The sequence below is a fragment of the Kitasatospora sp. NPDC086801 genome (genome assembly GCF_044745805.1).
In the GTDB taxonomy this organism is placed as follows: Bacteria; Actinomycetota; Actinomycetes; order Streptomycetales; family Streptomycetaceae; genus Kitasatospora.
In genome coordinates this window covers 25533-50355 of the sequence record NZ_JBIVAX010000053.1, presented here as the reverse complement: position 1 = coordinate 50355, position 24823 = coordinate 25533, and the positions used below count along the sequence as shown (strand labels likewise).

The window sequence follows — 24823 nt, the reverse complement described above, 5'->3', positions numbered from 1 at the left end:
CGGGCGGGTTTTTCCCCCCAGGCCAGGGGTGTTTCCACCCGGGGCGGGCCCCCGGGGCCGGCACGGGGGGGCCAACGGGGGGGGCCCCGGCCGGGCGCTGGGCGGGCGGGGCCCGCCGGGGCCGGAGGTGGTCAGACCTTGAGGTACTTGCGCAGCGTGAAGAACGCCGCCACACCGGCCATGCCCATACCGACCACGATCAGCAGCGGTATCACCGCGAGCACCGAACCGAGGCCGATGAAGTGGATGAACTGCACCCGGTCGGCCAGCCAGTTCTGGACGAAGAAGTGTCCGCCGACCAGCAGCCCGGAGGCCATGATCGCGCCGAGCAGCGCGGAGAACGCGGCCTCGGCGATGAACGGCATCTGGACGTAGAAGTTCGAGGCACCGACCAGGCGCATGATGCCGGTTTCGCGCCGCCTGCTGTACGCCGACACCCGGACGGTGTTGACGATCAGCAGCAGGGCGACGAACAGCATCAGCACCATGATCACGAAGGCCGCCGTCTGGAGGCCGTTGAGCAGGCCGAACAGGTTCTCCAGGATCTTCCGCTGGTCCTCGACCGACTTGACGCCGGGTTTGCCGGCGAAGGCGCTCTGGATGACGTCGTACTTGGTCGGGTCGTTCAGCTTGACCCGCCAGGACTGCGGCATCGCGTCCGGGCCCAGGACGGAGATGAGCGGGTTGTCCGGGTTCATCTCCTTCCAGTGCTTGTACGCCTCGGCGGAGCTCTCGAAGGTCGACGACTGGACCACCGAGTCCATCTTGTCCAGCTGGGCCTTGATGTCCTGCACCTGCTGGTCGGTGGCCGCACCCTTGTCGCACTGCGGCGAGTTGCGCGCGTCCGACTTGGTGCAGAAGTAGATGCTCACCTCGACCTTGTCGTACCAGTACCCCTTCATGGAGTTCACCTGGTCGCGGACCAGGAGCGAGGAACCGGCCAGGGCGAGGGAGAGCGCGACACTGACCACGACCGCGATGGTCATCGTCAGGTTGCGGCGGAGACCCACACCGATCTCCGACAGAACGAACTGGGCACGCATGCGGGTAACAACTCCAGGGTCGGTACTGCTGGTCTGGCGACGCGGGCGGACGGCCCTACGGGTTCAGCGCCGGCTGCGCCGGTCGGTCAGTGCTGGTATCCGTAGACGCCGCGGGCCTGGTCGCGGACGAGCAGCCCCTTGTCGAGCTCGATGACGCGCTTGCGCATCTGGTCGACGATGGCCTGGTCGTGGGTGGCCATCAGCACCGTGGTGCCGGTGCGGTTGATGCGGTCGAGCAGCTTCATGATGCCGACCGAGTTCTGCGGGTCGAGGTTGCCGGTGGGCTCGTCCGCGATCAGCAGCATCGGACGGTTCACGAACGCGCGGGCGATCGCCACGCGCTGCTGCTCACCACCGGAGAGCTCGCCCGGCATGCGGTCCTCCTTGCCGCCGAGGCCGACCAGCTCCAGCACCTCGGGCACCACCTTGTTGATGGCGCTCTTGGGCTTGCCGATCACTTCGAGGGCGAAGGCGACGTTCTGCGCGACCGTCTTGTTGGGCAGCAGGCGGAAGTCCTGGAAGACGGTGCCCAGCTGGCGGCGCATGTGCGGCACCTTCCAGTTGGACAGCTTGCCGAGGTCCTTGCCCAGCACGTGCACCTCGCCCGTGGAGGGGCGCTCCTCGCGCAGGCACAGGCGCAGGAAGGTGGACTTGCCCGAGCCGGACGAGCCGACCAGGAAGACGAACTCGCCCTTCTCGATCTCCAGCGAGACGTTGTCCAGGGCGGGACGGTTCTGCTTGGGATATGTCTTGGAGACGTTGTCGAATCTGATCACGGCTGCATCACGGAGGCCATCCTAGGCGGCGCCAGTCCTCGGTCGGTCCACCCCGGGCGCCCGGCCCTGGGGCGGGCGGCGGGAGCGGAAAGGGCCGCTCCCGGTCTGGGACCATACGCGAATCGGCGGTCGGCGCGCAGGGCCCGCCCGGGCGGGCTTTCGAAATCTGGGGGAGAATGTCTGGTTATGCCCTGAAAATTGGGAGGCATCTCACAGCCCGGGAGCCGGAACGGTCAGAACCTGGCAGAGTGGAGGTGACGGCCGTGTTCGGCCGTTCCCCCGCACAGGGCAAGAAGAGGAACCAAAGCCCCGTCCGGTGCGTTGGCTGTAGCAGCGAGGAGGAGATCGCATGACCTGCGACCATCTGGTGTGCGCCAACTGCAACGGCCGCGTGAGCGACGGGCGTTGCGCGGTCTGCCGCGCCAACCGGGCCCGACTGCAGGAGCAGCAGGGTCCGTTCGCGGCGCTCTCCCCCGCGATGCTGCTGGCCCTGCTGGCCGGTCTGCTCGCGGTGGCGCTGCTCGCCCGGCAGGCACTGGCCTGAACCCACCGAGGCATACGAAGGGCCCCCGACCGCTGCGGTCGGGGGCCCTTCCGTTCCGCCGCCTACTGCGCGGCGGTCTCCCGCTGCTCGCGCCACCGGATGCCGGCCTCGATGCTGTGCTCGATGTCCATCGGGGCCGGCGTCCTCACGCTCAGCTCGCGGCTTCCCGCTGCTTCCTCCATCGGATGCCGGCCTCGATGAAGCCGTCGATGTCGCCGTCCAGCACGCCCTGCGGGTTGCCGACCTCGTACTCGGTCCGGACGTCCTTGACCATCTGGTACGGGTGCAGCACGTAGGAGCGCATCTGGTTGCCCCAGGAGCTGCCGCTGTCCTTCAGTGCGTCCATCGCCGCCCGCTCCTCCTGGCGGCGCCGCTCCAGCAGCTTCGCCTGGAGGACGTTCATCGCGGACGCCTTGTTCTGGATCTGCGAGCGCTCGTTCTGGCAGGAGACCACGACGCCGGTCGGGAGGTGCGTGATGCGCACCGCCGAGTCGGTGGTGTTGACGCCCTGGCCGCCGGGGCCGGAGGCGCGGTAGACGTCGATCCGCAGGTCGCCCTCGTCGATGTCGACGTGGTCGGACTGCTCGACGACCGGGAGCACCTCGACACCGGCGAAGGAGGTCTGCCGGCGGCCCTGGTTGTCGAACGGCGAGATGCGGACCAGGCGGTGGGTGCCCTGCTCGACCGAGAGGGTGCCGTAGGCGTACGGCGCCTTGACCGTGAAGGTCGCGGACTTGATGCCGGCCTCCTCGGCGTACGAGGTGTCGTACACCTCGGTGGGGTACCCGTGCCGCTCGGCCCAGCGCAGGTACATGCGCATCAGCTGCTCGGCGAAGTCGGCGGCGTCGACGCCACCGGCCTCGGCGCGGATGTTGATCAGCGCCTCGCGGGCGTCGTACTCGCCGGACAGGAGGGTGCGGACCTCCAGCTCCTCGACCGCCTTCTGGAGGGAGACCAGCTCGGCCTCGGCCTCGACCCGGGTGTCCGCGTCGTCCTCGGCCTCGGCCAGCTCGAACAGCACGCCCAGGTCGTCGATGCGGCTGCGCAGGCCCTCGACCTTGCGCAGTTCGCCCTGGAGGAAGGAGAGCCGGCTGGTCACCTTCTGGGCGTTCGCGATGTCGTCCCACAGGTTGGGGGCGCCTGCCGCCTCCTCCAGGACAGCGATGTCGGCCCGGATCTTGTCCAGGTCGAGGACGGCCTCGATCGACCCCATGGTCGTTTCGAGGTTCTTGAGCTCTTCGGAAGGATCGACGGCTGCCACGCCCCCAGGGTAATGGTTCCGGGGGTGGTCATGACGACACCGGGGGTCCTCCGGCCCTCCGGCACCCGCCCTGCGGCCCCTTTACGGCGCCCGCGGGGCCGTGCTGGACACCGCCGGGCGGGCCGGGTGGCCGGCGTCCGGGGCGGTGGCCGCGAAGGCCGTCCAGGCCGCGGCGGCGCCCGCCAGCAGCAGGACGGTGGCCAGCAGGACGGCCAGCAGCCGGCGGCGGCGCAGCAGCGCCTGCCGGTCCCGGCGGTGCCCGGTGCCCGGGGCGGTGCGCTGGGCGCGGGACTCCGCGGCGTACGCGGCCAGCTCGTCCGCGGAGGGGCGGCGCAGGCTGGTGTGGGTGTCCCGGGTGGAGTCGGGGGCGACGCCGGGCACCAGCGGGACGGCCGGGCCGCGGCGGCGCTTGTGGATGCCCGGGCCGGCGTCCACCTCGGCGTACACGGCCTCGCCGGGGGTCAGCGCCTCCTCCGCTGGGGCGCGGCCCTGGGAGGGGACGGCCAGCACCGGCAGGCCGGCCAGCGAGGGCAGCTGCTCGCGCAGCCGGGCGGCCAGCTCGGCGGCCCGCAGCCGGGAGGCCGGGGCCTTGGCCAGGCACTCGGAGATGATCCGCCACAGCCCGTCCGGCAGGCCGGGGATCGGCGGCACCTGCTCGGTGACGTGCCGGCGCAGCACCGCGCCGGTGTGGCCGCCGCCGAACGGGGTGAACCCGGCCAGCAGCTCGTACAGCACGGTCGCGAGGGCGTAGATGTCGACGGCGGCGCGCGGCTCCAGGCCCTCGATGATCTCCGGGGCGAGGTAGTCGGGGGTGCCGATGATCCGGGTGGCCCGGGTGCGGCGCGGGGCGTCGACCAGGCGGGCCACGCCGAAGTCGGTGAGCTTGGCGCGCGGGGCGCCGCCGGGGCCGGGGGCGGCGGCGAGGTCGAGCAGGACGTTCTCCGGCTTGACGTCGCGGTGGACGATGCCGGCCGCGTGCGCGGCGGCCAGGCCGTCGGCGACGTCCGCGATGACCGAGGCGGCGGTCTGCGGCGGGAGCGCGCCGTCGCGCTCCAGCCGGGAGCGCAGGTCGGTGCCCTGGACCAGCTCCATCACCAGGGCGAGGTCGCTGCCGTCCACGACCATGTCGCGCACGCCGACCACCCGGGGGTGGTCGAGGCTGGTCAGCGCGGCGCGCTCCTGGACGAAGCGGCCGACCAGCACCTGGTCGGCGGCCAGGTCCTCGCGCAGCAGCTTGACCGCCACCGGGCCGTCGGGCCCCTCACCGAGCCAGACCGTCCCGGCCGAACCCCGGCCGATCACCTGGTGGACGGTGTACCGGCTGCCGATCTTGCGTGCCAATGCTGCTCCGTGGGCGGCGCGGGAGCGCGCCCGGGGGTCCGGTGCGCTCGGTGGGGCGGGACAACAGCGACCAACCTACGCGCCCCGACGCCCCGCGCGGGCCGCCTGAGGGCCCTGGGCGGGCAGTCTCGGGCGAGAAATCTTGTGGATTGTCGACAAATCGTCAATCCCGCCGCGCGGGCCCGGTACTGGACCGGACGGGCCCGCGCGGCGGGACCTGGCCCGGCGTCAGTTCTTCGAGCTGCCGAACAGGGCGTCCGCCCAGTCGCGCACGGTGTTGAACCAGCCCTGGACGTTGTCCCAGTAGTGCGGCAGCGGCGTGAAGTTCCACAGCGCCACTCCGGCCACCACCAGCACCACCAGCACCAGCAGGCACCCCTTGAGGCAGCCGAGACCGGGGATGTACATCCGGTTGCGGCTGCGCGGGCGCCGCTCGCGCGGCGGGGCGGGCTCGCGGCGGGCCTGCTCGCGCGGCTCCTCCCGGTGCTGGGGTTCGCGGTGCTGCGGGGGTTCGCGGTGCTGCGGCGCCGGCGGCTCGGCCCGGCGCGGCACCGGGGTGGGCGGGGGCGGCGGCGGGTAGCCGCCCTGCGACTGCCCGTACCCGGCCGGGGCCGACCGGTAGCCGCCGGGTGGCTGCGGGCGTCCGCCGGGCCCGGGCTGCGGCTGACCGCCGCGGCCGGTCTGGCCGCCCTGACCGCCCTGGTAGGGCGGCGGGGCCACCGGCGGGCGCTGGGCGTACCCGGGCGGCGGGGGGCCCTGACGCCGCTGGTCCGGGTGGTAGCCGGGCGGCGGCTGCGGCTGGTAGCCGGGGCGGCCGCCGGGCCCGGCCTGCCCCCCTGCCCCGGCCTGGAAGGGCGGCGGGGCGACCTGCGGGTCCTCGAAGTCCTCCGGGCCGAAGTAGCCGACCTGGGTCTGCTGGTTGCGGTCCCGGGCCGCCCGCAGCTGCGTCTGCCACGGGTGCGGCGTCTCCTCCTTCGGCGTGCCCGGCGCGCCCGGCGGGGGCGGCGGCACGACGGTGGGCGGCATCACCTGGGTGCGGTCCGGGGCCCCGAACGGCGGGGCGGGCGGCGGCTGGGTGCTCATCACCCGGGTCGCCGCGGCCGGGTCGTACTGCGGGGCGGCCGGCGGCAGGTCGGGGACGCCCGCGCCGGCGAACGGGACGGAGGTCGGGCGCGGGTCCGGCAGCAGCAGCGAGCCGACCGCGAGCGCCTCGTCCACCGCCGCCGGGGAGGCGTGCACCCCGACGCCGGCCGCCACCACCCGCAGCGCGCGGGCCAGCGAGGTCGCGGACGGCCGCTGCGCCGGGTCCTTGCGCAGGCAGCGCTCGATCACCGTCCACAGCGGCTCGGGCATGGTGCTGGGCCGCTGCGGCTCCTGCGCCAGGTGGGCGTGGAGGAGCGCGATGGCGCTGTCGCCCTGGAACGGCTGGCGGCCGGTGACCAGCTCGTACAGCATGATCCCGGCGCCGTAGACGTCCACCGCGGAGGTCTGCGGGCGGCCCTCGGCGGACTCCGGGGCGATGTAGGCGGGGGTACCGACGAACTCGTGGGTGCGGGTGATGCCCGGGGAGTCGGCGAGGCGGGCGATGCCGAAGTCGGTCAGCATCGGGTGCATCTGCTCGGTGCCGTCCACCAGCACGGAGGCGAGCAGCACGTTGGCCGGCTTGAGGTCGCGGTGGACGATCCCGTCCTCGTGGCTGGCCGCCAGCGCGTCCGCGACCTGGGCCATCAGCAGGGCGCCGGCGATCGGGCTGAACGGGCCGTTGGCACGCAGGTAGCGGGCCAGGTCGGGGCCGTCGACCAGGTCCATCACCAGGGCCAGCAGCTCGCCCTCGACCACCAGGTCGCGGACCCGGACGATGTTCGGGTGGGTCAGTCGCAGCAGCAGCGCGCGCTCGCGCAGGAAGCGCATCACGACGTCCGGGTCGGCCGCCAGTTCCTCGCGCAGCACCTTGATCGCCACCAGCTGCCCGGGCTCACTGCCGGGCACCTGGACGTCGGGGCGCACCCGGCCGCGCCAGACCGTCCCGGTGGCACCCCGTCCGAGGGTCTCCTCAAGCAGATACTTGCTGCCGACTGGCCGCACCTGTCGCACTCCTCGTCGTGCCGCCCGCGCGGGGCGCTCCTCCGCCGGTGCGGTGAGCCTGCCGGGCCCGTGTCTGCGGCCACTCTAACGGTGTCCGTTCAGGTTTTTGGGGCGACCGGCAGGCCATCCCGGAGGGGTTGGGGGACATCCCCTAGGGGAGTTCCCGGACCGGTTCGGCGGGCCCGCCGACGGGGCCCCCGCCGCACCGGTTGACCTGACCCTCCGTCGCCTCCACCATGGCGATGATCGCAAGATCGTCAAATCCGGTACGGTGCGCGGACTGTCCGTGACGGATGGCAGGATGGACACTCGCCACTCGTGTGGCCCAAAGGGTCGCCGCGGCCGCCCCGCGCGCCCGCGACGACCCCGGGCAGCGGTACCAGGCTCCACACCAGCAGAAGGGACCCGCGGGCGAGATGCAGATCCGGCTGACCGTCCTCCGACCGCGCAGCGGCCCGGCCGCCGCCGGCTCCGCCATCCCCTACGTGGACGTGCTGGTCACCGCACCCGTCGGCACCGCGCTCGGCTCCCTCGCGGGCGCCCTCGCGGGCGCCGTCGGCGTGCGCGGGCCCCGGGCCGCCACCCACGTGCACCTGTACGCCGGGGCACACCGGGTGGACGAGCACACCCTGCTCGGCCACCCCCCGCTCCTCGACGGCGCCGTCCTCAGCCTCAACGAGCCCGACCCGACCGCCGACGACCCCGACGACACCCCCGCCGCCGCCGAACTGCGCGTGGTCGGCGGACCGGACGCCGGCGGAGTGCACCGGCTGCACGGCCGGGAGATCCGGATCGGCCGCTCCGGCGAGGCCGACGTCCCGCTCGACGACCCCGACGTCTCCCGGCTGCACCTGGCCCTGCACCTCGCCGACGACGGCAGGATCACCGTCCGCGACCTCGGCTCCACCAACGGCACCACCCTGGACGGCCGGCTCGTCCCGCCCGGCGCCCCCGAGGAAGCCGTCCCGCTGGAAGCCGGCACCCTGCTGCGCATCGGCGAATCCACCCTCCAGGTCGCCGCCCCCGACCCGGCCGACGGCCCCGGCACCGGCCGCACCGCCCTGCCCGACGGCCACGGCCACCTCCAGCTCGCCGCCCCCGGCCCGGTCCGCCCCGCCCCGCCGGTGGCCGAACCGCCCGCCGCCCCCGAACCCGCCCCCGGCCGGGGCCGCGGCCTGCGCTCGCTGCGGCTCGGCCGCGCCGCCGAACCGCCCGGCCAGGAGAGCGCCGAACGCCACCACACCGCCGTACGGCTGCGCCAGGCCGCCGCCCAGCGCGAACGGTGGCCGGATCTCGCCACCCTGCTGCTCAACGCCGTCGGCCCCGGCCCCCGGCTCTGGGAGCGCGGCCCCGGCCACCCCGACGCACTCACCCTGCGCCTGGGCACCGCCGACCGCCCCGGCGGCCCCGGCACCGCGCCCGGCACCATGCTGCCCGCCGTCCCCGTCACCCTCGACCTGCAGACCGCCGGCAGCCTCGGCCTCAGCGGACCGCGCGAACGCCTGGACGCGCTCACCCGCGCCGTCGTCGCCCAACTCGCCGCCCTGCACCCGCCGACCGGCCTGAGCCTGGTCGTCGTCGACGCCGACCCGGCCCGCACCCCCGACGAACGCGCCGACACCTGGGCCTGGGCCCTGTGGCTGCCCCACCTGCGCCCCGCCGACGGCCAGGACTGCCGCCTGCTGCTCGGCCTCGACGACGAACAGGCCACCGCCCGGCTGACCGAACTCACCGCCCGGCTCAGCGGCCCGACCGGCCTCGGCGGCCACCCCGCCACCGTCGTCATGGTGGACGGCCGCCCAACCACCGAGACCGCCCGGCAGGCCGTCGACCTGCTGCTGCGCCAGGGCCCGGCCGTCGGCATCTTCCCGATCTGCCTCGCCGAGCAGCCCGAACTGCTCCCCCGCGGCCTCGGCGCCACCGCCCTGATCACCGGCGAGGTCGGCACCCAGCTCTCCCTCGACCGCCCCGTCGCCCGCGGCCGGGAGACCCTGCACGAGGTCTCCCTGGACGCCGTCTCCGACGCCTGGGCCGAACGGCTCGCCCGTGTGCTCGCCCCGCTGCGCGAGGCCGCCCCGGCCGCCCGCGGCCCGCTGCCCGACGCACTGCGACTGCTCGACCTGCTCCAGCTCGACACCGTCACCCCGGCCAAGCTGTCCGCCCGCTGGGCCGCGCACGCCGACGGCATCGGCGCCGCCACCGCGCTGCTCGGCACCACCCGGGACGAACTCTGCACGCTCGACCTGGCCGACCCCGAACTCACCCTCCCCTCCCCCGACCCCGGCGGCCCGCACCTGCTCATCGGCGGCGCCCGCGGCTCCGGCAAGACCGAACTGCTGCGCACCCTGGTCGCCTCGCTCGCCGTCTCCGAACGCCCCGAGCGCCTGGCCGTCACCCTCATCGAGGGCCGGGCCACGGAGGACGGCTTGGACGGCTGCACCGAGCTGCCGCACGTCACCGGCCTGGTGAACGCCACCGCCGACCCCCGGGCCGCGCTGCTCGCGGCGGAGGCCCTGGAGGACGAACTCGCCCTGCGCGAGCGGCTGTTCGACGGCCTGGACTTCGCCTCCTGGCACGCTGCCCGGATCTTGGACGGGCAGAGCCTGGACGGGCAGCAGGTACCGGTGCCCGCCGCCGTCGGTGCGGCCTCCGCCGCCACCCCGAAGATCGTCCACCCGCGCAGCGGCGACGGACCGCGCCCCGCCGCCTCCCCCACCACCCCCGTCCCCGCCCGTCTGGTCGTCGTCGTCGACGACTACGACGCCCTCCTCTCACCCACCTCCCCGGCCGGCCGGCCGCTCGCCCGCGCCCTCTCCGCGATCGCCCGCCGGGGCGGCCCGCTCGGCGTCCACCTCGCGGTCACCACCGGCCGCCCGGAGGAGAGCGCCGGCACCGAGGTCGACGAGGCCGCCCTGCTCCGGATCGCGCTGCGCACCGAGGACCCGGCCGACTCCGACCTGCTGATCCACCTCGGCGACGCGGCGGCCCTGTCCGAGGACACCCCCGGCCGCGGCTACCTGCGCCTGCCGGACGGCGGCGTCACCGCCTTCCAGACCGCCCGGATCAGCGGCCGCATCCCGCGCACCGCCACCCTGCGCCCCACCGTCGTCGCCATCGACCCCCTCCAACTCGGCGCCCCGCCCGCCCGCCGCCCGGTCCGCGAACTCGGCAACGGCCCCACCGACCTCGCCCTCCTCGCCAGCGCCCTCCAACGCGCGGCCGCCCGCTGACCGGCCTGCGGGCCCGCCCGTCGCCGCCTTGCGCGCAGGGAGTCGGCCCGGCCGACTTCCTGCGCGGCCGGGAGCCAACCCGCCACGCTCCTCACCACAGGTCGCCCCACCCACCCCTCCCGCCAGGACAACCAGGTCCGGTGACCGATCAATGAGGTTGGGCGGGCCCGCGTCCTCTGACGCGGGCCCGCCCAAAGAAGAACCCCAAAAGCAACGGCGGCCCCGGCCGCGTTGGGCCGGGGCCGCCGAACCCACCGCCGAACAGCACTCACTTCGCTTCACCATCCGTCGCCGCCTCGGCCTTGCCGAAGCGGCGACGGGCCACTCCCGCGGGGGAAGTTGGCCTGACCGACTTCCCCCGCAGGACCAGGAAGAGGGGTACCGCCACGCTGGAGGCGATTGGAATTGATGCGGTGTCGTCCGGCTGCCCCCGCCGAACGAGTTCGACGGGGGCAGCCGGGCACGGACTGGCCAACACAAAGGTTGCAAGCCCGAAACAGCACGCCGGAAGGTCTGGCCGATCGGTGGCCATGGCCACCCTGTTCCGGGTGATCCGGCCCGAACCGCGGCTGCGCCTCGGCGGGGCCGAGGCGCGGACGCTGGCACCACTCGTCGCGCAGTGGCTGGAACGGGGAAGCAGCGAGGCCGGCCGCCGGGTTCCCACCGGAGTACGGCGGAGGCCCCGACGAACCCGGTGGTTCGTCGGGGCCTCCGCTGCCGGCCGGTCAGGCCGTCAGGCCGTCAGGCCGTCAGGCGCACTTGATGTCGCGGTTCACCACGGCCATCCCGGCGACCTTCGCGCCGTCCACGGTGAACTCGTACTGCCAGCCCTGCTGGCCCTCGACCGGCATCGCGTACTTGCCGCTCTTGGCCTGCTGGAGGCCCTTGGCGCCGTAAGCCTGCTGGAGTGCCTCCAGGGTGGAGCCGGCTCCGATGCCCTCGGCCGTCCTCGCCTCCGCCGGGGCGACCAGCTCACGCAGGCCCGCCGCCGCGAAGGAGACCCGACCGGTGGCCAGATACGCCGCTTCCTTGGCCTCCTGCGCCACCCTCAGGTCGACCAGGGCCATCGTCGAGTCGGCGATCAGCTTGGCGGCGGCGGCCGAGTCCTTGGCCTTCGCGGCCGAGCCCGCGGCGGCGGCCGCCGCGTCCTTGGCGGAGGCGTTCGGCGGCAGGGTGCCCTCCGGGGCGGGCGCCTTCCCGCTGGCCGCGTCGGCCTTGGCGCTCAGGTCCTTGTACCGGGCCTCGGTGGCCGCCTCGGCGGCCATCCGGGCCTGGTCCGGTGCCGGGCCGCCCTTGTAGACGAAGTCCGTGCAGCCGTCGAGCAGCGAGACCGGCGGCTGCTCCAGGGCCCCGGTGGCCAGCCCGGCGTCCTTGGCCATCCCCGGCTTCAGTCCCCGGTACCCGGCTGCCGCGAAGGCCTCGGGCCCCTTCGGCGTGGGCGCCGCCGTGGGCACCGCCGTGGGCGCCCCGGTGGCGGCCTGGGCCTTCGCCGTGCCGTCCTTCCCCTCGTCGGAGGAACCGGCGGAACAGGCCGCCGCCCCGACGGCGAGCAGCGCCACCGAGACGCCGACCCCTACCGCACGCATCGACCTGCGCGTCTTTCCCATGTCGTCATCCCCCTTGGTCGTACCGGCGATCACCGTACCGGGAGCACGACCATGATCCACAATTGAGTTCTCAGGAGCAGTAGGTGTTGTGCTTCACCAGGGCGAGGCCGGTCACCTTGCCCTCGGCCACGGCGAACTCGTAGAACCAGTCCGGGCCGCCGCTGCCGCCCTCGGTCGGGAGTTCGTACGTACCGTCCTTGGTCGGCTTGAGGTCCTTGCCCGCGTAGGCCTGCTTGAGCTGCTCCTCCGTCGAGCCGGCGCCGACGCCCTCGGCGGTCCGGGCGTCCGCGGGCGCCGCCACCTGGCGCAGGCCCTCGGTGCCGAAGTTGACCCGGCCGGTGGCCCTGAGTGCTTCGTCCCGGGCCTTGCGAGTGGGCGTGACGAGGTCCAGGTCCTTCTGGAGCGCGGCGAACTCCTGCTGGTCGGCGGCGTCCTGCTGGAGCTGCTCCTGGAGGCGCGCGCTGTGCTCCTGCATCTCCTTCAGCGAAGCCCCCGCCGCCAGCGGCGGGACCTGCTTCCGCTTCGCCCTCATCTCGTCCATCCTGGCCAACGCCTTGCCGGCCTTCGCGTGGACGTCCGCCTCGTTCGCCATCCGGACCGGATCCGGCGCCGGGCCGCCCTTGTACGCGTAGTCGGTGCAGCCGTTGAGCACCGAGACCGGCGACGGCTCCAGGGCCCCGGACGCGAGCGCCTCCTCCTTGGTCATCGACAGCCGCAGTCCGCGGTAGCCGCCGGTGCCGAACGGCTGCGGCGGCGTACTGGCCGCCGCCGCGGCGCCGCCCTTGCCATCGCCGGCCCCGCCCCCCTCGCAGGCCGCCGCTCCGGCCGCGACCACGGCCATCGCCAGTACTGCCCCCGCCACGCGCGTGCCGCGCGCCGCCCCCACCATGAGCGTCTCCTCTTCGTCGATCGCACACAGTAGCGAACGTGCGGGCACGATCCACAATCGTTTTCCCACATGCGCGGAAGGGGCCCGCGTCCCCAGGACGCGGGCCCCTTCGCAGGCACCGGGTCAGGAGGCCGGGGGCTGGGCGGCGAGGCCGCGGGTGTAGTGGGCGGCGGCGAGGACCGAGGCCATCAGCTCGGAGTCGAGCACGGAGGCGTCGGCCAGCCGGGTGGCCGCCGCGTGGGAGGCGAGCAGCGTCTTGGTGACCCGCAGCGCGGCCTCGGGTCGGCGCGCGATGGGCCTGGTCCACTCGGCGACCGCCCCGTCGAGGTCCTGCTCGGGGACGACGCGCTGCAGGATGGCGAGCTCCCGCGCCTCCACCGCGCCGACCGGGCGGCTGGTGAGGATGATCTCGCGGACCCGGGCCGCGCCGACCTCGTGGAGCAGCCGGGGCAGCAGTCCGCCCCAGGCCACGGGCAGGCCCAGGGCGAGTTCGGGCAGCCGGAAGACGGCGTTGTCGGCGCCGACCCGCAGGTCGCAGGCGAGCGCCAGGGCGAAGCCGGCGCCGGTCGCCCGGCCCTGGACCCGGGCGACGGTCACGGCGGAGCTGTTGGTGAGGGCCTCGCAGACCCGGCGGGCCTTGTCCCCGTAGTTCCGTATGCCGCCGCCGGTCGGGTCCTCGTCGAGGCCCGCGAAGAGTTCCTCGCGGTCGCCGCCGAGGCAGAAGTCCCGGCCGGCCCCGGACAGCACGATCACGCGCACGGCCGGGTCGGGTACGGCGAGGAGGACGAGGAGTTCGTCCAGCATGGCCGAGGTGACGGCGTTCCCGGTCGCCGGACTGTCCAGCTCGACGTGGAGCACCGGGCCCCGGAGCTCGGCGCGGACCGTACGGGTCGGCGCGGGCTCGGAGGCCGGCGCGGGCCCGGGACCGGACCCGGGCTGGGGGTACCAGCCGGTGGGCGCCGAGGGGTACGGGACGTACGGGGGCTGCATCGCGTGCGGGGGGTACTGCGGTGCCTGCGGTGCCTGCGGTGAAACGTTCATGCGGCCACTCTCAGGGACGTCACCCGGTGGAAGACCATCCGGGGTGCGTACTCGGGCGGGCTCGCCACCCGCAGGGTCGGGAAACGCCGCAGCAGTTGGCCGAGCAGGGCGCGCGCCTCCAGCCTGGCCAGGCCCGCACCGAGGCAGTAGTGGGCGCCGCCGCCGAAGGTGAGGTGGGTGCCCCGGCGGAGCACGTCGAAGGTGTGCGGGTCCGGGTTTCGGCGCGGATCGCGGTTGGCCGCGCCGTACATCACGTGGACCATGGTGTCCTTGGGCAGGAACACCCCGGCCAGCTCGGTGTCCTCGCCCGCGACGCGGCTGTTGACGCGGATCGGCGGGTCGTAGCGCAGCGCCTCGTCGATCGCGTCGTCGATGTGCTCCGGCCGCTCCCGCAGCCACTCCCACCGGCCGGGCGAGCGCAGCAGGCACCACACCAGCGAGGAGAGCAGCGTCGCGGTGGTCTCCAGCGAGGCGATGGTGACGAACATGGTGAGCTGGTAGACGATCCGGTCGGTGGCCTCGCGGTCGGACTCCAGTGCGTCCCAGGTGCGGATCCAGCCGGAGATCACGTCGTCGCCGTCGTTGTCGCGGCGCTCCCGGACGAGGCGGGTGAAGTAGTCGCGCAGGTCCATGGTGGCCTGCTCCGAGACCGCCAGCTGGCTCTTGGTGGGCAGGAGTTCCTGGGCGTGCACCTGGTTGTGGGTCATCGTCAGGATGTGCGGGTAGTCCTCCGGCGCGATGTCCAGCCAGCGCCCGACGGTGTTGATCGGCAGCTGCTCGCTGACCAGGGCGGAGAGGTCCGCCTCGCCGTCCGCCCGTATTCGCTCGGCCAGGCGGTCGAGCAGTTCGGCGACGTCGGCCTCGATCTGCGGCGTCATGTCCCGGAGGGTGTTCCGGTCGAAGAGGTTCCCGAGGCTGCGCCGCTGCCGGGTGTGGTCGGGGGCGTTGAGCCGGGAGAGGGTGCGGCTCATCTCCTGGGTGGCGACGGCGTCCCAGCGCTCCGTCTCGGTCTGCCGCTCCTGCCAGGCGAAATCGGGGACGAGCCAGGTCCTGCCGCGCAGGACCTGGTCGCACGCGTCGTACCCGGTGACCAGGTAGCCGCCCCAGGGGGCCGGGACGAGGTCGCCCAGCGCCCGCAGTCCGTCGTAGACAGGGCTCGGGTCGGCGAGTCCCTCGGCCGACCGCAGCCTGCGCAGGAGCGGCACGGCGGCGCGGCGGTCGACCACCCTTCCGTCCGGGCGCTCCGGGTCTGCGGGGCGGGCTTCCAACGTGGCGGTCACACGGGGCTCCTTACGCGCGGGCGGGCAGTACGGCGGCGATCTACCCAGCAACAGCGCGCTCAAGCGTCGATCCGTGTTGCCCCCGTCACGTACCCGCAGCGCCGTCGGAATCCGTTCACCCCGTGGTGGCCGAACGGATTCCGACGGCGCGTCGGATCGGAGCCGAGGACGCCTCAGACCCGGAAGACGTCCAGGAAGGAGCTCCACCACCCCTTCTTCTGCGGGGCCCGGCCCGGTGCGGGGGCGGTGGCCTGCGGGTACGCCTGCGTCGTCTCGGTGGCGACCGGCGACCCGCCCGGCGCGCTCTCCGCACCCGGGCGCGGCCCCGTGGTCCGGGCCGACGCCGGGCTGAACCGCACCGGCAGCGAGACCAGGCCGCGCTGGAACGGGCCCGGCCGCCACTCCACGCTCTCCGCGGGCACCGCGAGCGTGACGTCCGGGAGGGCGTTGAGCAGGCACTCGATCGCGCTCAGGGCGATCAGCCGGGCCGGGGACTTGGCCGGGCACGCGTGCGGGCCGGCGCCCCAGGCCAGGTGGGCTCCCTTGCTGAGGGTCAGCCGGGCGTCCGTCAGCACGGGGTCGCTGTTGGCGGCGGCGAAGCTGATCACCACCGGGCTGCCCGCGTCCATCGGGACCCCGCCCAGGTCGAGGTCCTGCATCGGGTAGTGCGTGGCGTAGTTGGCGATCGGCGGGTTGTTCCACAGCACGTCGTCGAGGGCGTCCTCGATGCGCAGTCCGGAACGGCCCTCGCCGGACAGCAGCAGGAGCAGCGCGTTGCCGATCAGGTTGCGCTCGGGCTCGACGCCGGCGCCCATCAACATGACCAGCTGGTCCTTGAGCTCCTCGTCCCGCAGGCCGGCCGGATGCTGGATGAGCCACGAGGTGATGTCGTCGCCGGGCTGGCGGCGCTTCAGCGCGACCAGGTCCATCAGGCAGGAGGTCAGCTCCTCGTTGGCCTGGATCACGTCGAGGCCGTCGAAGAGCGCGGACATGCTGCGGGTCAGCCGGTCGCCGATGTCGGCCGGGCAACCGAACAACTGGTTGAACAGCAGCAGCGGCAGCAGTTTGGCGTAGTCGTTGAGCAGGTCGGCCCGGCCCAGCGGACTGAACTGGTCGATCAGGTAGCCGGCGATCCGCTCGACGTGCCGGTTGAGCCGGTTGTCGTTGAGCCGGCCCAGGCTCTCGGTGACGGCCTTGCGCAGCCGCAGGTGCTCGGCGCCGTCCGTGAAGAGGCAGTTGGGCCGGTAGAACATCATCGGCAGGACGGGGCTGTCCAGCGGCACCCGTCCTTCGTTCAGCGCCGCCCAGCGCCGGGAGTCCCGGGCGAACATCCCCGGGTTCTGCAGCACCCGCAGAGCGGCCTCGTGCGAGGTGACCAGGGTGGCCTCCACGCCCGGGGCCAACTCCACCGGCGCGGCGGGACCGTTGGTGCGCAGCTTGTCGTAGACCGCGCCGGGGTCGGACGAGAACATCTCCCCGTAGAGCGGTGTGCTCACGCCGACGTGCATCGGGCAGCCCGGCGGAGGCGACTGCGGGGCGGGGCGCTGCGGAGATTCCATGGGTCGTTCCTTGGAGGTGGCCCCGGGCGGATGCGGACCCGGGAGGTGTGAGGGGAGGGAGGCGTGGGGGAGGTCAGGAGGCGCGGTCGAGCAGGTGCCGGACGAGCGTCAGCAGGGCGTCGGCCGAGGAGCGCTGGTCCCGCGCGTCGCAGAACACCACCGGTGTGTGCGGCAGCAGGTCGAGCGCCTCGCGCAGCTGGTCCTCGGTGTACTCGCTCTGCCGGTCGAAGCTGTTGACCGCCACGGCGTACTCCAGGCCGTACTGCTCGATCAGGTCGATGACGGGGAAGGTGTCCGCGAGGCGGGTCGGGTCGGCCAGCAGCAGCGCTCCCAGCGCGCCCCGCGCCATGTCCTCCCAGAGCTGCATGAACCGCTGCTGCCCCGGCGTGCCGAACAGGTAGAGCACCAGGTCGTCGCCGAGCGTCAGCCGGCCGAAGTCCAGGGCGACGGTCGTGGTCTTCTTGTCCGGTACGCCGCGGAGGTCGTCGACGCGGATGGACGCCTGCGTCATGCTCTCCTCGGTGCTCAGCGGGGCGATCTCCGACAGGGCCCCGATGAGCGTGGTCTTGCCGACCGCGAAGTGCCCCACGACCAGGATCTTGACAGCGGTCGTCACCGCGCCCGGGACGTAGATGTCCTCAGGCGAACCGGAGTTGAAGTCCATGCAGTACCTTCTCTAGAAGTCTCGGATCCGGGGCCTGGGCCGGGGGCGGGGCCGACCGGCTCAGCAGCCGCCCCTCACGGATCAAGTCCGTCAGCAGCAGCCTCACGACCCCCACCGGCAGCTCCAGCCGGGCCGCGACCTCGGCCACCGAGAGGTAGCCGCCCGAGCACAGCTCCCAGATCGCCCGGGTCTCCGGGCTCGGCAGGGCAGGGAGTTCCTGCTCGGGCGCGACGGTGACCAAGGTGATCAGAGACAGGGCGTCCGCACTCGGTAACTCGCGCCCACCGGTGATGACGTAGGAGCGGATGAAACCGCCGGTGACCCGCTGTTCCTCGCCGCCGCCCGTCATGAGCCGCTGAGCGTGCTCTGGCGCGGCGCCGCCGACATCGCCCGTCCGAGCGCGCCCACCTGCTGCTGCATCCGGAAGGACATCGCCTCCATGTCGACATCGGGGGCGGTGGAGGCGGCCAGGTACGCGCCGCTGCCGGCCGCGATCAGGAAGATCCAGCCGTGGTCGTACTCCAGCAGGGTCTGGCGCCAGACCCCGGCGCCGCCGCCGACGAACGGGGCGACCGCGCGGCTCAGCGACTGCATCGAGCTCATCGCGGCGGCGTTGGTCTCCGCCTCGTCCCGGCCTATCTCGCTGGACCGTTCGAGCAGGAGGCCGTCGGCGGAGACGAGGATGGCGTGCCGGGCGCCGGGGACCTGGAGTACGTCGTTGAGCACCCAGGAAAGGTCGCGGCTCACTGGTTCTCGGTTCCTTCCGTGGTCATGGTGTTGCGCCCGGACAGCGTGCCGCGCTGGAACGCGCCGAGGCGGGACGACGTGTTCTGGCCGGGGCTCCGCACCGGTGCCTCGGCCCGGCCGGGGTCCTGCGGGGAGGGGAGGACCGACACCGGGCGCTGGCGGCGGCGCCGGGGCAGCTGTCCGTCCGCGGTCATCTCCGGTTCCGTCATCTCCGGTTCCGTCATCGCCGCCGGCGGCACCGGGGCCAGGGACGCCGCCGGCTCGGGCAGCGACACGAGCCGCTGCCCGGGGGTCTGCGCCCAGGCCGGCGCGGGCTGCTCCGCCGGCGCGGCCTGGTGGTCGCCGCGCGTGGTCTGGTGGTCGCCGTGCGTGGTCCGGTGGTCGCCGTGCGCGGCGGTGACCGGGGCCGCGACCTCGCTGCTGAGCAGTTCGGCCGGCAGCAGCACCACGGCCCGCACGCCCCCGTACGGGGAGACCGAGTCGACGGAGACCCGGAAGCCGTAGCGGGCGGCCAGCATGCCGGAGACGGCGAAGCCGAACTTCGGGGGGTTGCCCAGGCTGGTGAGGCCGATCGGCGCGCCCGGGTTCAGGAGCACCGCCGCGCGGTCCTTCTCCTCCTGGCCCATGCCGAGGCCGGCGTCGTCGACGATCAGGCAGACGCCGGTGGGGACGGCCTGGACGCTGACCTCCACCGGGGTGTCCGGGGCGGAGTAGTTGGTCGCGTTGGCGAGCAGTTCGGACAGTACGACGGCGATCGGCTCGACGACCTTGCTGGCGAGCGCGACGCTGACCTGGGAGTGGATCCGCACCCGGTCGAAGTGCCGGATCCGGCCCTGGGCGCTGCGGACCACGTCGTAGACCGAGGCGACGCTCTCCCGGCGGCCCAGCCAGCCGCCGCAGAGCACCGCGATGCCCTGGGCACGTCGGCCGAACTGGCTGTTCGTGTGGTCGATCGTCATCAGGTCGGCCAGGATCTGCGGGCTGTCGCCGTACTTCCGCTGCACCTTGTCGATGACGACCTGCTGCTCGTCGGCCAGGCCCTGCAGCGTCCGCATCGCCGCCTTGAGGACGGCCTTGGTGTCCTCCTCGGCGTCCCGGCGGACGTCCGTCAGCTCGGACGCGTGCTGGCTCTGCAGGCGATCGTGCAGCACGGCGAACTCGTCGCGCTGCCGCTGCGCCAGGGCGCTCGCCTCCTCCAGGGAAACGTTTCGCCGCCGCAGGGCGAGGTTCGTCCTGCGGGCCTGGAGGGCCGCTCCGACGGCTACGAGCATCACCACGAGAAAGACCCAGAAAAAGGGTTCCTGCACAAATGACGTCATGAAACTCTCTTCAGGTGGCATCGCGTGGAGCCGTTCCGGGCCCCAGTGCGCGAATGGGACTGGCGGCCCGAACCTCTCCGAAAGACACCCGATGTGACCTCACATCGCGGTGCTTGCCCGGCATGAGACCTGCGGCGACGCCTATCGCGGAGTCAGCCTACTGCAACTCCTGGTATGTCAGAACAGCTGCCAAAAAGGGCAGTTGGGGCGAAATTCCGTGACCGGTCGGGAACTCTGGTGGGAATTGGTGGACTTCGTGACGCGGCGTTAACCGCAAGGACGCATCCCGACCACACTCCGGCTCGCGCGCAGCGTGATGATTCCGTCACCGTCCGGAATTCGCCGCCGTCGGCCGGGCGTGGAAACGCGGCGGGCCCGCGTCCGGGTGGACGCGGGCCCGCCGTGCAGCGGAGCGGTCAGCGCATCGAACCGGTGCGCAGCAGGGTGCGGATGACGCGCATCGCGACCGAGAGGCTGGACAGCTCGTAGTTGTCCGAACCCCTTATGTCGTCGAGGGTGCTCTTGGCGCGGTTCAGGAGGGTGGCGTTGAGGTCCGCCCAGGCGGTGTAGCGCTCCTCCGGGGTGGCGCCCTCGGGGCCGCAGGCCAGGATGTCGGCGGTCAGCGCCGCGTGCGCCGCGAAGAGTTCCTCGCGGATCGCGGCCCGGGCCATCGACGACCAGCGGTCGGTGCGGGGCAGCTCGATGATGCGGTCGAGCAGGTGGGTGATCTGGAGGCGGTCGGCGAGGTCGTAGTAGAGCTCGGCGACCTCAGCGACGTCCTTGTCGGAGCGGTCCGCGACCTCGCTGATGTCCAGGGTCGGGAAGGTCGAGGAGAGGCCGGCGATCCGGGTGGCCAGGTCCTCCGGCACCCCGGCCGAGGCGAGCTCGCCGTAGATGGCCTCGAACCAGACCAGGTCGTCGCCGCGCAGCGGCTTGGGCAGCGAGCCCCAGACCTGGTTGACCCGGTCGTGGAAGAACTCGATGGTGCCGGCGATGTCGAGCGGCTGGCGGCGGTTGTTGAGCATCCACCGGGTGGCGCGCTCGACCAGGCGCCGCGAGTGCAGCCGCATCTTGGTCTGGACCCGGGCCGTGACCTTGTTGTCCAGGCCCTCGATCTCGGCCCAGATCTCCTCCAGGCCGAACACGGCCCGGGCGGCGGTGTGGGTCCGGGCGATCTCCTCGTAGGTCGCGCCGGTCTCCTCCTTCAGCCGGAAGGCGAAGGTGCAGCCGCCGCGGTTGATCGTGTCGTTGACGATCAGGGTGGTGATGATCTCGCGGCGCAGCGCGTGGTTGTCGATCGCGTCGGCGAACCGGGCCCGCAGCGCGCTCGGGAAGTACTCGTGCAGCGCGGCGCGGAAGTACGGGTCGTCGGGCAGCGCGGTGGCGAGCAGCTCGTCGGCCAGCGTGATCTTGGTGTACGCGAGCAGGACGGACATCTCGGGCTGCGAGAGGCCGCGGCCGTTCTGCTGGCGCTCGCGGATCTGGCGCTCGGTGGGCAGGAACTCCAGGCCCCGGTCGAGCTGGCCGGCCGACTCCAGCCGGTTGATCATCCGGGAGTGGACGTTGACCATGCTGTGCGCCTGGGCGACGGCGTTGGCCAGCACCACGTTCTGCGCGTAGTTGTTGCGCAGCACCAGGTGGCCGACCTCGTCGGTCATCTCGGCGAGCAGGACGTTGCGCTGCTTGACCGTCATGTCGCCCTCGGTGACGACCTGGTTGAGCAGGATCTTGATGTTGACCTCGTGGTCCGAGGTGTCCACGCCGGCCGAGTTGTCGATGGCGTCGGTGTTGATCCAGCCGCCGCCCGTCTGACCGTTCGAGGGCGCCTCGGGGCCGCCGACCGCGGCGTACTCGATGCGGCCGAGCTGGGTGCAGCCGAGGTTGCCGCCCTCGCCGATGACGCGGGCCCGGACCTGGTCGCCGTTGACGCGGATGGCGTCGTTGGCCTTGTCGCCGACCTCGGCGTTGGTCTCGGTGGAGGCCTTGACGTAGGTGCCGATGCCGCCGTTCCAGAACAGGTCGACCGGCGCCTGGAGGATCGCCTTCATCAGCTCGGCCGGGGTGAGCCGGGTGTCCTGGACGCCGAGGGCGGCCCGGACCTGCGCGCTGAGCTGGATCGACTTGGCGGTGCGCGGGAAGACGCCGCCGCCGGCCGAGATCAGCGACTTGTCGTAGTCGTCCCAGGAGCTGCGGGGCAGTGCGAAGAGCCGGCGCCGCTCGGCGTAGGAGGCGGCGGCGTCCGGGTTCGGGTCGAGGAAGATGTGGCGGTGGTCGAAGGCGGCGACCAGGCGGATGTGCTCGCTGAGCAGCATGCCGTTGCCGAAGACGTCGCCGGACATGTCGCCGATGCCGATGACGGTGAAGTCCTCGGTCTGGGTGTCGACGCCGAGTTCGCGGAAGTTGCGCTTGACCGACTCCCAGGCGCCGCGGGCCGTGATGCCCATGCCCTTGTGGTCGTAGCCGGCCGAGCCGCCGGAGGCGAACGCGTCGCCCAGCCAGAAGCCGTAGGACTCGGCGACGCCGTTGGCGATGTCGGAGAAGGTCGCGGTGCCCTTGTCGGCGGCGACGACGAGGTAGGTGTCGTCCTCGTCGTGGCGGACGACGTCGGCCGGGTGGACGACCTCGCCGGCGACCAGGTTGTCGGTGATGTCGAGCAGCGCGGAGATGAACGTCTTGTACGAGGAGATGCCCTCGGCCAGCCAGGCGTCCCGGTCGACCGACGGGTCCGGCAGCTGCTTGGCGACGAAGCCGCCCTTGGCACCGACCGGCACGATGACGGTGTTCTTGACCATCTGCGCCTTGACCAGGCCGAGGATCTCGGTCCGGAAGTCCTCGCGCCGGTCGGACCAGCGCAGACCGCCGCGGGCGACCTTGCCGAAGCGCAGGTGCACGCCCTCGACCTGCGGCGAGTAGACCCAGATCTCGAACGCGGGGCGCGGGGCCGGCAGGTCCGGGATGGCCTTCGGGTCGAACTTCATCGACACGTAGGAGTGCCAGTCGCCGGAGCCGTCGTGCTGGAAGAAGTTGGTCCGCAGGGTGGCCTTGATGAGGTGCAGGAAGGAGCGCAGGATGCGGTCCTCGTCCAGCGAGACGACCTCGTCGAGCGCGCCGGACAGCTCCTCCAGGATGCCCTCGGTCAGCTCGGCGGCGCCCTGCTGGTGGCTGGGGCTCAGCCGGGCCTCGAACAGGTTGACCAGCAGCCGGGTGGTGTGGGTGTTGTTGCGGAGCGCGTCCTCCATGTAGTCCTGGGAGAACGTGGAGCCCGCCTGGCGCAGGTACTTGGCGTACGCGCGCAGCACCGTGGCCTGGCGCCAGGTCAGCCCGGCGGTGAGGACCAGCTCGTTGAAGCCGTCGTTCTCGGCCTTGCCCGTCCAGGTGGCGGCGAAGGTCTCCTGGAAGCGCTCGCGGGCCTCGTCGGTGAGCTCGGTGGCCTCGCGCAGCTTCAGGCCGAAGTCGTACACCCACGCGGTGGTGCCGTCGGAGCGGCGCAGCGCGTACGGGTGCTCGTCCAACACCTCGACGCCCAGGCGCTGGAGCACCGGCAGGACCTCGGTGAGCGAGATCGGGCCGCCGACCCGGTAGATCTTGAAGCGGCGCTCGTCGTCGCCGGCGCCGACCGGCTGGTACAGGTTGAGGCGGAAGTCGCCCTCGCCGTGCAGCGACTCGATCTGCTTGATGTCGGAGACGGCGGTGCGCGGCGGGAAGTCGGCGCGGTAGCCGTCGGGGAAGGCGTTGGCGTACTTGTGGCCGAGCTCGGCGGCCTTCTCCTCGCCCAGTTCGATGTGCAGCTGGTCGTGGAAGCCGTCCATCCAGAACCGGGCGGCCTCGGCGAGGCGGTTCTCGATCCGCTCGATGTCGGAGTCGGTGAGCTGCGGCAGTTCGGTGCCGGGGGCGACGCGGACCACGAAGTGCAGACGGGTCAGCACCGACTCGGTGGCGTACACCGTGTAGTCGATGGTGGCGCCGTTCAGCTCCTCCTTGAGGATGTCGGTGAGCAGCAGCCGGATCCGGGTGGTGTAGCGGTCGCGCGGCAGGTAGATGAACGCGGAGAAGTAGCGCCCGTACTCGTCCTGGCGCAGGAAGAGCCGCAGCTTACGGCGCTCCTGCAGGTAGAGCACGCTGGTGGCGATGGAGATCAGCTCCGAGGCCGCGGTCTGGAACATCTCGTCCCGCGGGAAGGTCTCCATGATCTGCAGCAGGTCGCGGCCGTCGTGGCTCTCGCTGGAGAAGCCGGAGCCTTCGAGCACCTCCTGGACCTTGCGGCGCACGACCGGGATGCGGGTGACCGACTCGGTGTACGCGGCGGAGGAGAACAGGCCGAGGAAGCGGCGCTCGCCGATCGGCTCGCCGGCGGCGTTGAACTTCTTGACGCCGACGTAGTCCAGGTAGGACGGGCGGTGCACGGTGGAGCGGCTGTTGGCCTTGGTGAGGACGAGCAGCTTCTTCTCGTGGGCCTTGGCGCGGACGGGCGCGGAGAGGCGGCCGAAGGCCTCGCTGGCCGGGTGGTGGTGGTCGTCGTGGCCGCGCGGGTCGGAGCGCAGGATGCCGAGGCCGGTCCCGGCGACGGCCCTCAGGACCTCCTCGCCCTCGTGCCCGACCAGGTCGTACTCGCGGTAGCCGAGGAAGGTGAAGTGGTCGTCGGCGAGCCAGCGCATCAGCTCCCAGGCCTCGCCGACCTCCTGCTCGGGCAGGCCGGTCGGGGGCTCCTCGGCGAGTTCGTCGGCCAGGCGCAGCGCGCTCTCGCGCATCTTGCTCCAGTCCTCGACGACCTCGCGGACGTCGCCGAGCACCCGGCGCAGGTCGGTCTCGATCGCGCGCAGGTCGTCGCGGTCGGTCTCGCGGTCGATCTCGATGTGCATCCACGACTCGACGCTCGCGTCGGCGGGCCACTCGGCGCCGGCGGCCTGGCTGCGGGAGCAGGCGTCGACGTCCAGGATCTCCAGCAGCTTGCCGGTGATGTCACGGCGGACGACCAGCTGGGGGTGGATCACGACGTGGATGGCGCGGTCCTGGCGGGACAGCTCGTTGGTGACGGAGTCGACCAGGAAGGGCATGTCGTCGGTGACGACCTCGACCACCGTGTGGCCGCAGGACCAGCCGTTCTCCTCGACCGAGGGGGTGTGCACCCGCACCTCGGCGGTGCCCTGCGGGCGCTTGAGGCCCAGCCGGTAGTGGGAGGCCGCCGCGCCGTAGACGTCGACCGGGTCGCGGTCGACCAGGTCCTCGGGCGCGGTGTGGAGGTAGTAGTGGTGCAGGTACGCGGTCAGAGCGCCGTTGCTCAGGCCTTCCCCCGGCGCCGCTCCCCCCACCTGGCTGTTCTCAGCGGCTGCGGCTGCCTTCTTGAGCAGGTCGGCCTTGGCTGCGTCCAGCTTGGTCTGCATGACTTCTTGGCTCCTGTCGCGCGCCGTTGCGTGACTCGGTGGTGTGTGGATGTACA

Annotated in this window: 17 protein-coding genes; 2 read left to right on the top strand and 15 right to left on the bottom strand. The window is 72.8% G+C overall.

Annotated elements, in window-relative coordinates; genetic code table 11:
- Positions 1–131: 131 nt before the first annotated feature.
- Together ftsX and ftsE are read right to left on the bottom strand one after the other, a co-directional pair.
- The gene (ftsX, locus tag ACIPLC_RS34340; protein ID WP_280680134.1) at positions 132–1043 is read right to left on the bottom strand and encodes a permease-like cell division protein FtsX; all 912 of its coding nucleotides are present in this window, start codon (positions 1041–1043) and stop codon (positions 132–134) included.
- A gap of 86 nt (positions 1044–1129) precedes the next feature.
- Positions 1130–1819, bottom strand: a complete 690-nt coding sequence (gene ftsE, locus ACIPLC_RS34335; protein WP_063349173.1) for a cell division ATP-binding protein FtsE — start codon at positions 1817–1819, stop codon at positions 1130–1132.
- A gap of 349 nt (positions 1820–2168) precedes the next feature.
- Between ftsE and ACIPLC_RS34330 the strand changes: the two genes are divergently transcribed.
- On the top strand, positions 2169–2363 hold the full coding sequence (locus ACIPLC_RS34330) for a hypothetical protein (protein WP_400476958.1): 195 nt from the start codon (positions 2169–2171) through the stop codon (positions 2361–2363).
- Between the two features lie 151 nt (positions 2364–2514).
- On the opposite strand, the gene prfB is transcribed toward ACIPLC_RS34330, so the two are convergent.
- The 3 genes from prfB to ACIPLC_RS34315 all read right to left on the bottom strand — a co-directional run bounded on the left by prfB (position 2515) and on the right by ACIPLC_RS34315 (position 7050).
- Positions 2515–3624: a peptide chain release factor 2 gene (gene prfB, locus ACIPLC_RS34325; RefSeq protein ID WP_400476957.1), complete on the bottom strand. Its 1110-nt coding sequence runs from the start codon at positions 3622–3624 to the stop codon at positions 2515–2517.
- A gap of 81 nt (positions 3625–3705) precedes the next feature.
- Positions 3706–4965, bottom strand: coding sequence for a serine/threonine-protein kinase (locus ACIPLC_RS34320; RefSeq protein WP_400476956.1), 1260 nt, complete (start codon positions 4963–4965; stop codon positions 3706–3708).
- 228 nt (positions 4966–5193) lie between these two features.
- On the bottom strand, positions 5194–7050 hold the full coding sequence (locus tag ACIPLC_RS34315; protein WP_400476955.1) for a serine/threonine-protein kinase: 1857 nt from the start codon (positions 7048–7050) through the stop codon (positions 5194–5196).
- Positions 7051–7370: 320 nt separating this feature from the next.
- On the opposite strand from ACIPLC_RS34315, the gene ACIPLC_RS34310 reads away from it, so the two are divergent.
- Complete coding sequence (locus ACIPLC_RS34310; protein WP_400476954.1) at positions 7371–10280, top strand: FtsK/SpoIIIE domain-containing protein; 2910 nt, start codon at positions 7371–7373, stop codon at positions 10278–10280.
- Positions 10281–11029: 749 nt separating this feature from the next.
- Here ACIPLC_RS34310 and ACIPLC_RS34305 read toward each other — a convergent pair.
- The 10 genes from ACIPLC_RS34305 to ACIPLC_RS34260 form a co-directional block, all read right to left on the bottom strand.
- Positions 11030–11887 carry a hypothetical protein gene (locus tag ACIPLC_RS34305; RefSeq protein WP_400476953.1) on the bottom strand — a complete coding sequence of 286 codons (858 nt, stop codon included), beginning with the start codon at positions 11885–11887 and terminating at the stop codon, positions 11030–11032.
- A 70-nt stretch (positions 11888–11957) separates the two neighbouring features.
- A complete protein-coding gene (locus ACIPLC_RS34300) occupies positions 11958–12824 on the bottom strand; it encodes a hypothetical protein (protein WP_400476952.1) in 867 nt (288 codons plus the stop codon).
- Positions 12825–12899: 75 nt separating this feature from the next.
- Entirely contained in the window at positions 12900–13817 is a 918-nt protein-coding gene (locus tag ACIPLC_RS34295) for an enoyl-CoA hydratase/isomerase family protein (protein WP_400476951.1), read from the bottom strand.
- On the bottom strand, positions 13814–15004 hold the full coding sequence (locus ACIPLC_RS34290) for a cytochrome P450 (protein ID WP_400476963.1): 1191 nt from the start codon (positions 15002–15004) through the stop codon (positions 13814–13816). The genes ACIPLC_RS34295 and ACIPLC_RS34290 overlap by 4 nt, the downstream gene beginning before the upstream one ends.
- A gap of 266 nt (positions 15005–15270) precedes the next feature.
- Entirely contained in the window at positions 15271–16656 is a 1386-nt protein-coding gene (locus ACIPLC_RS34285) for a cytochrome P450 (RefSeq protein ID WP_400476950.1), read from the bottom strand.
- Between the two features lie 73 nt (positions 16657–16729).
- On the bottom strand, positions 16730–17320 hold the full coding sequence (locus tag ACIPLC_RS34280; RefSeq protein ID WP_400476949.1) for a GTP-binding protein: 591 nt from the start codon (positions 17318–17320) through the stop codon (positions 16730–16732).
- Positions 17295–17669, bottom strand: a complete 375-nt coding sequence (locus tag ACIPLC_RS34275) for a DUF742 domain-containing protein (RefSeq protein ID WP_400476948.1) — start codon at positions 17667–17669, stop codon at positions 17295–17297. The genes ACIPLC_RS34280 and ACIPLC_RS34275 overlap by 26 nt, the downstream gene beginning before the upstream one ends.
- Positions 17666–18067: a roadblock/LC7 domain-containing protein gene (locus ACIPLC_RS34270; RefSeq protein ID WP_049653846.1), complete on the bottom strand. Its 402-nt coding sequence runs from the start codon at positions 18065–18067 to the stop codon at positions 17666–17668. The genes ACIPLC_RS34275 and ACIPLC_RS34270 overlap by 4 nt, the downstream gene beginning before the upstream one ends.
- Complete coding sequence (locus ACIPLC_RS34265; protein ID WP_400476947.1) at positions 18064–19386, bottom strand: ATP-binding protein; 1323 nt, start codon at positions 19384–19386, stop codon at positions 18064–18066. The genes ACIPLC_RS34270 and ACIPLC_RS34265 overlap by 4 nt, the downstream gene beginning before the upstream one ends.
- Positions 19387–19802: 416 nt before the next feature.
- Entirely contained in the window at positions 19803–24767 is a 4965-nt protein-coding gene (locus tag ACIPLC_RS34260) for an NAD-glutamate dehydrogenase (protein WP_400476946.1), read from the bottom strand.
- Positions 24768–24823: the final 56 nt, after the last annotated feature.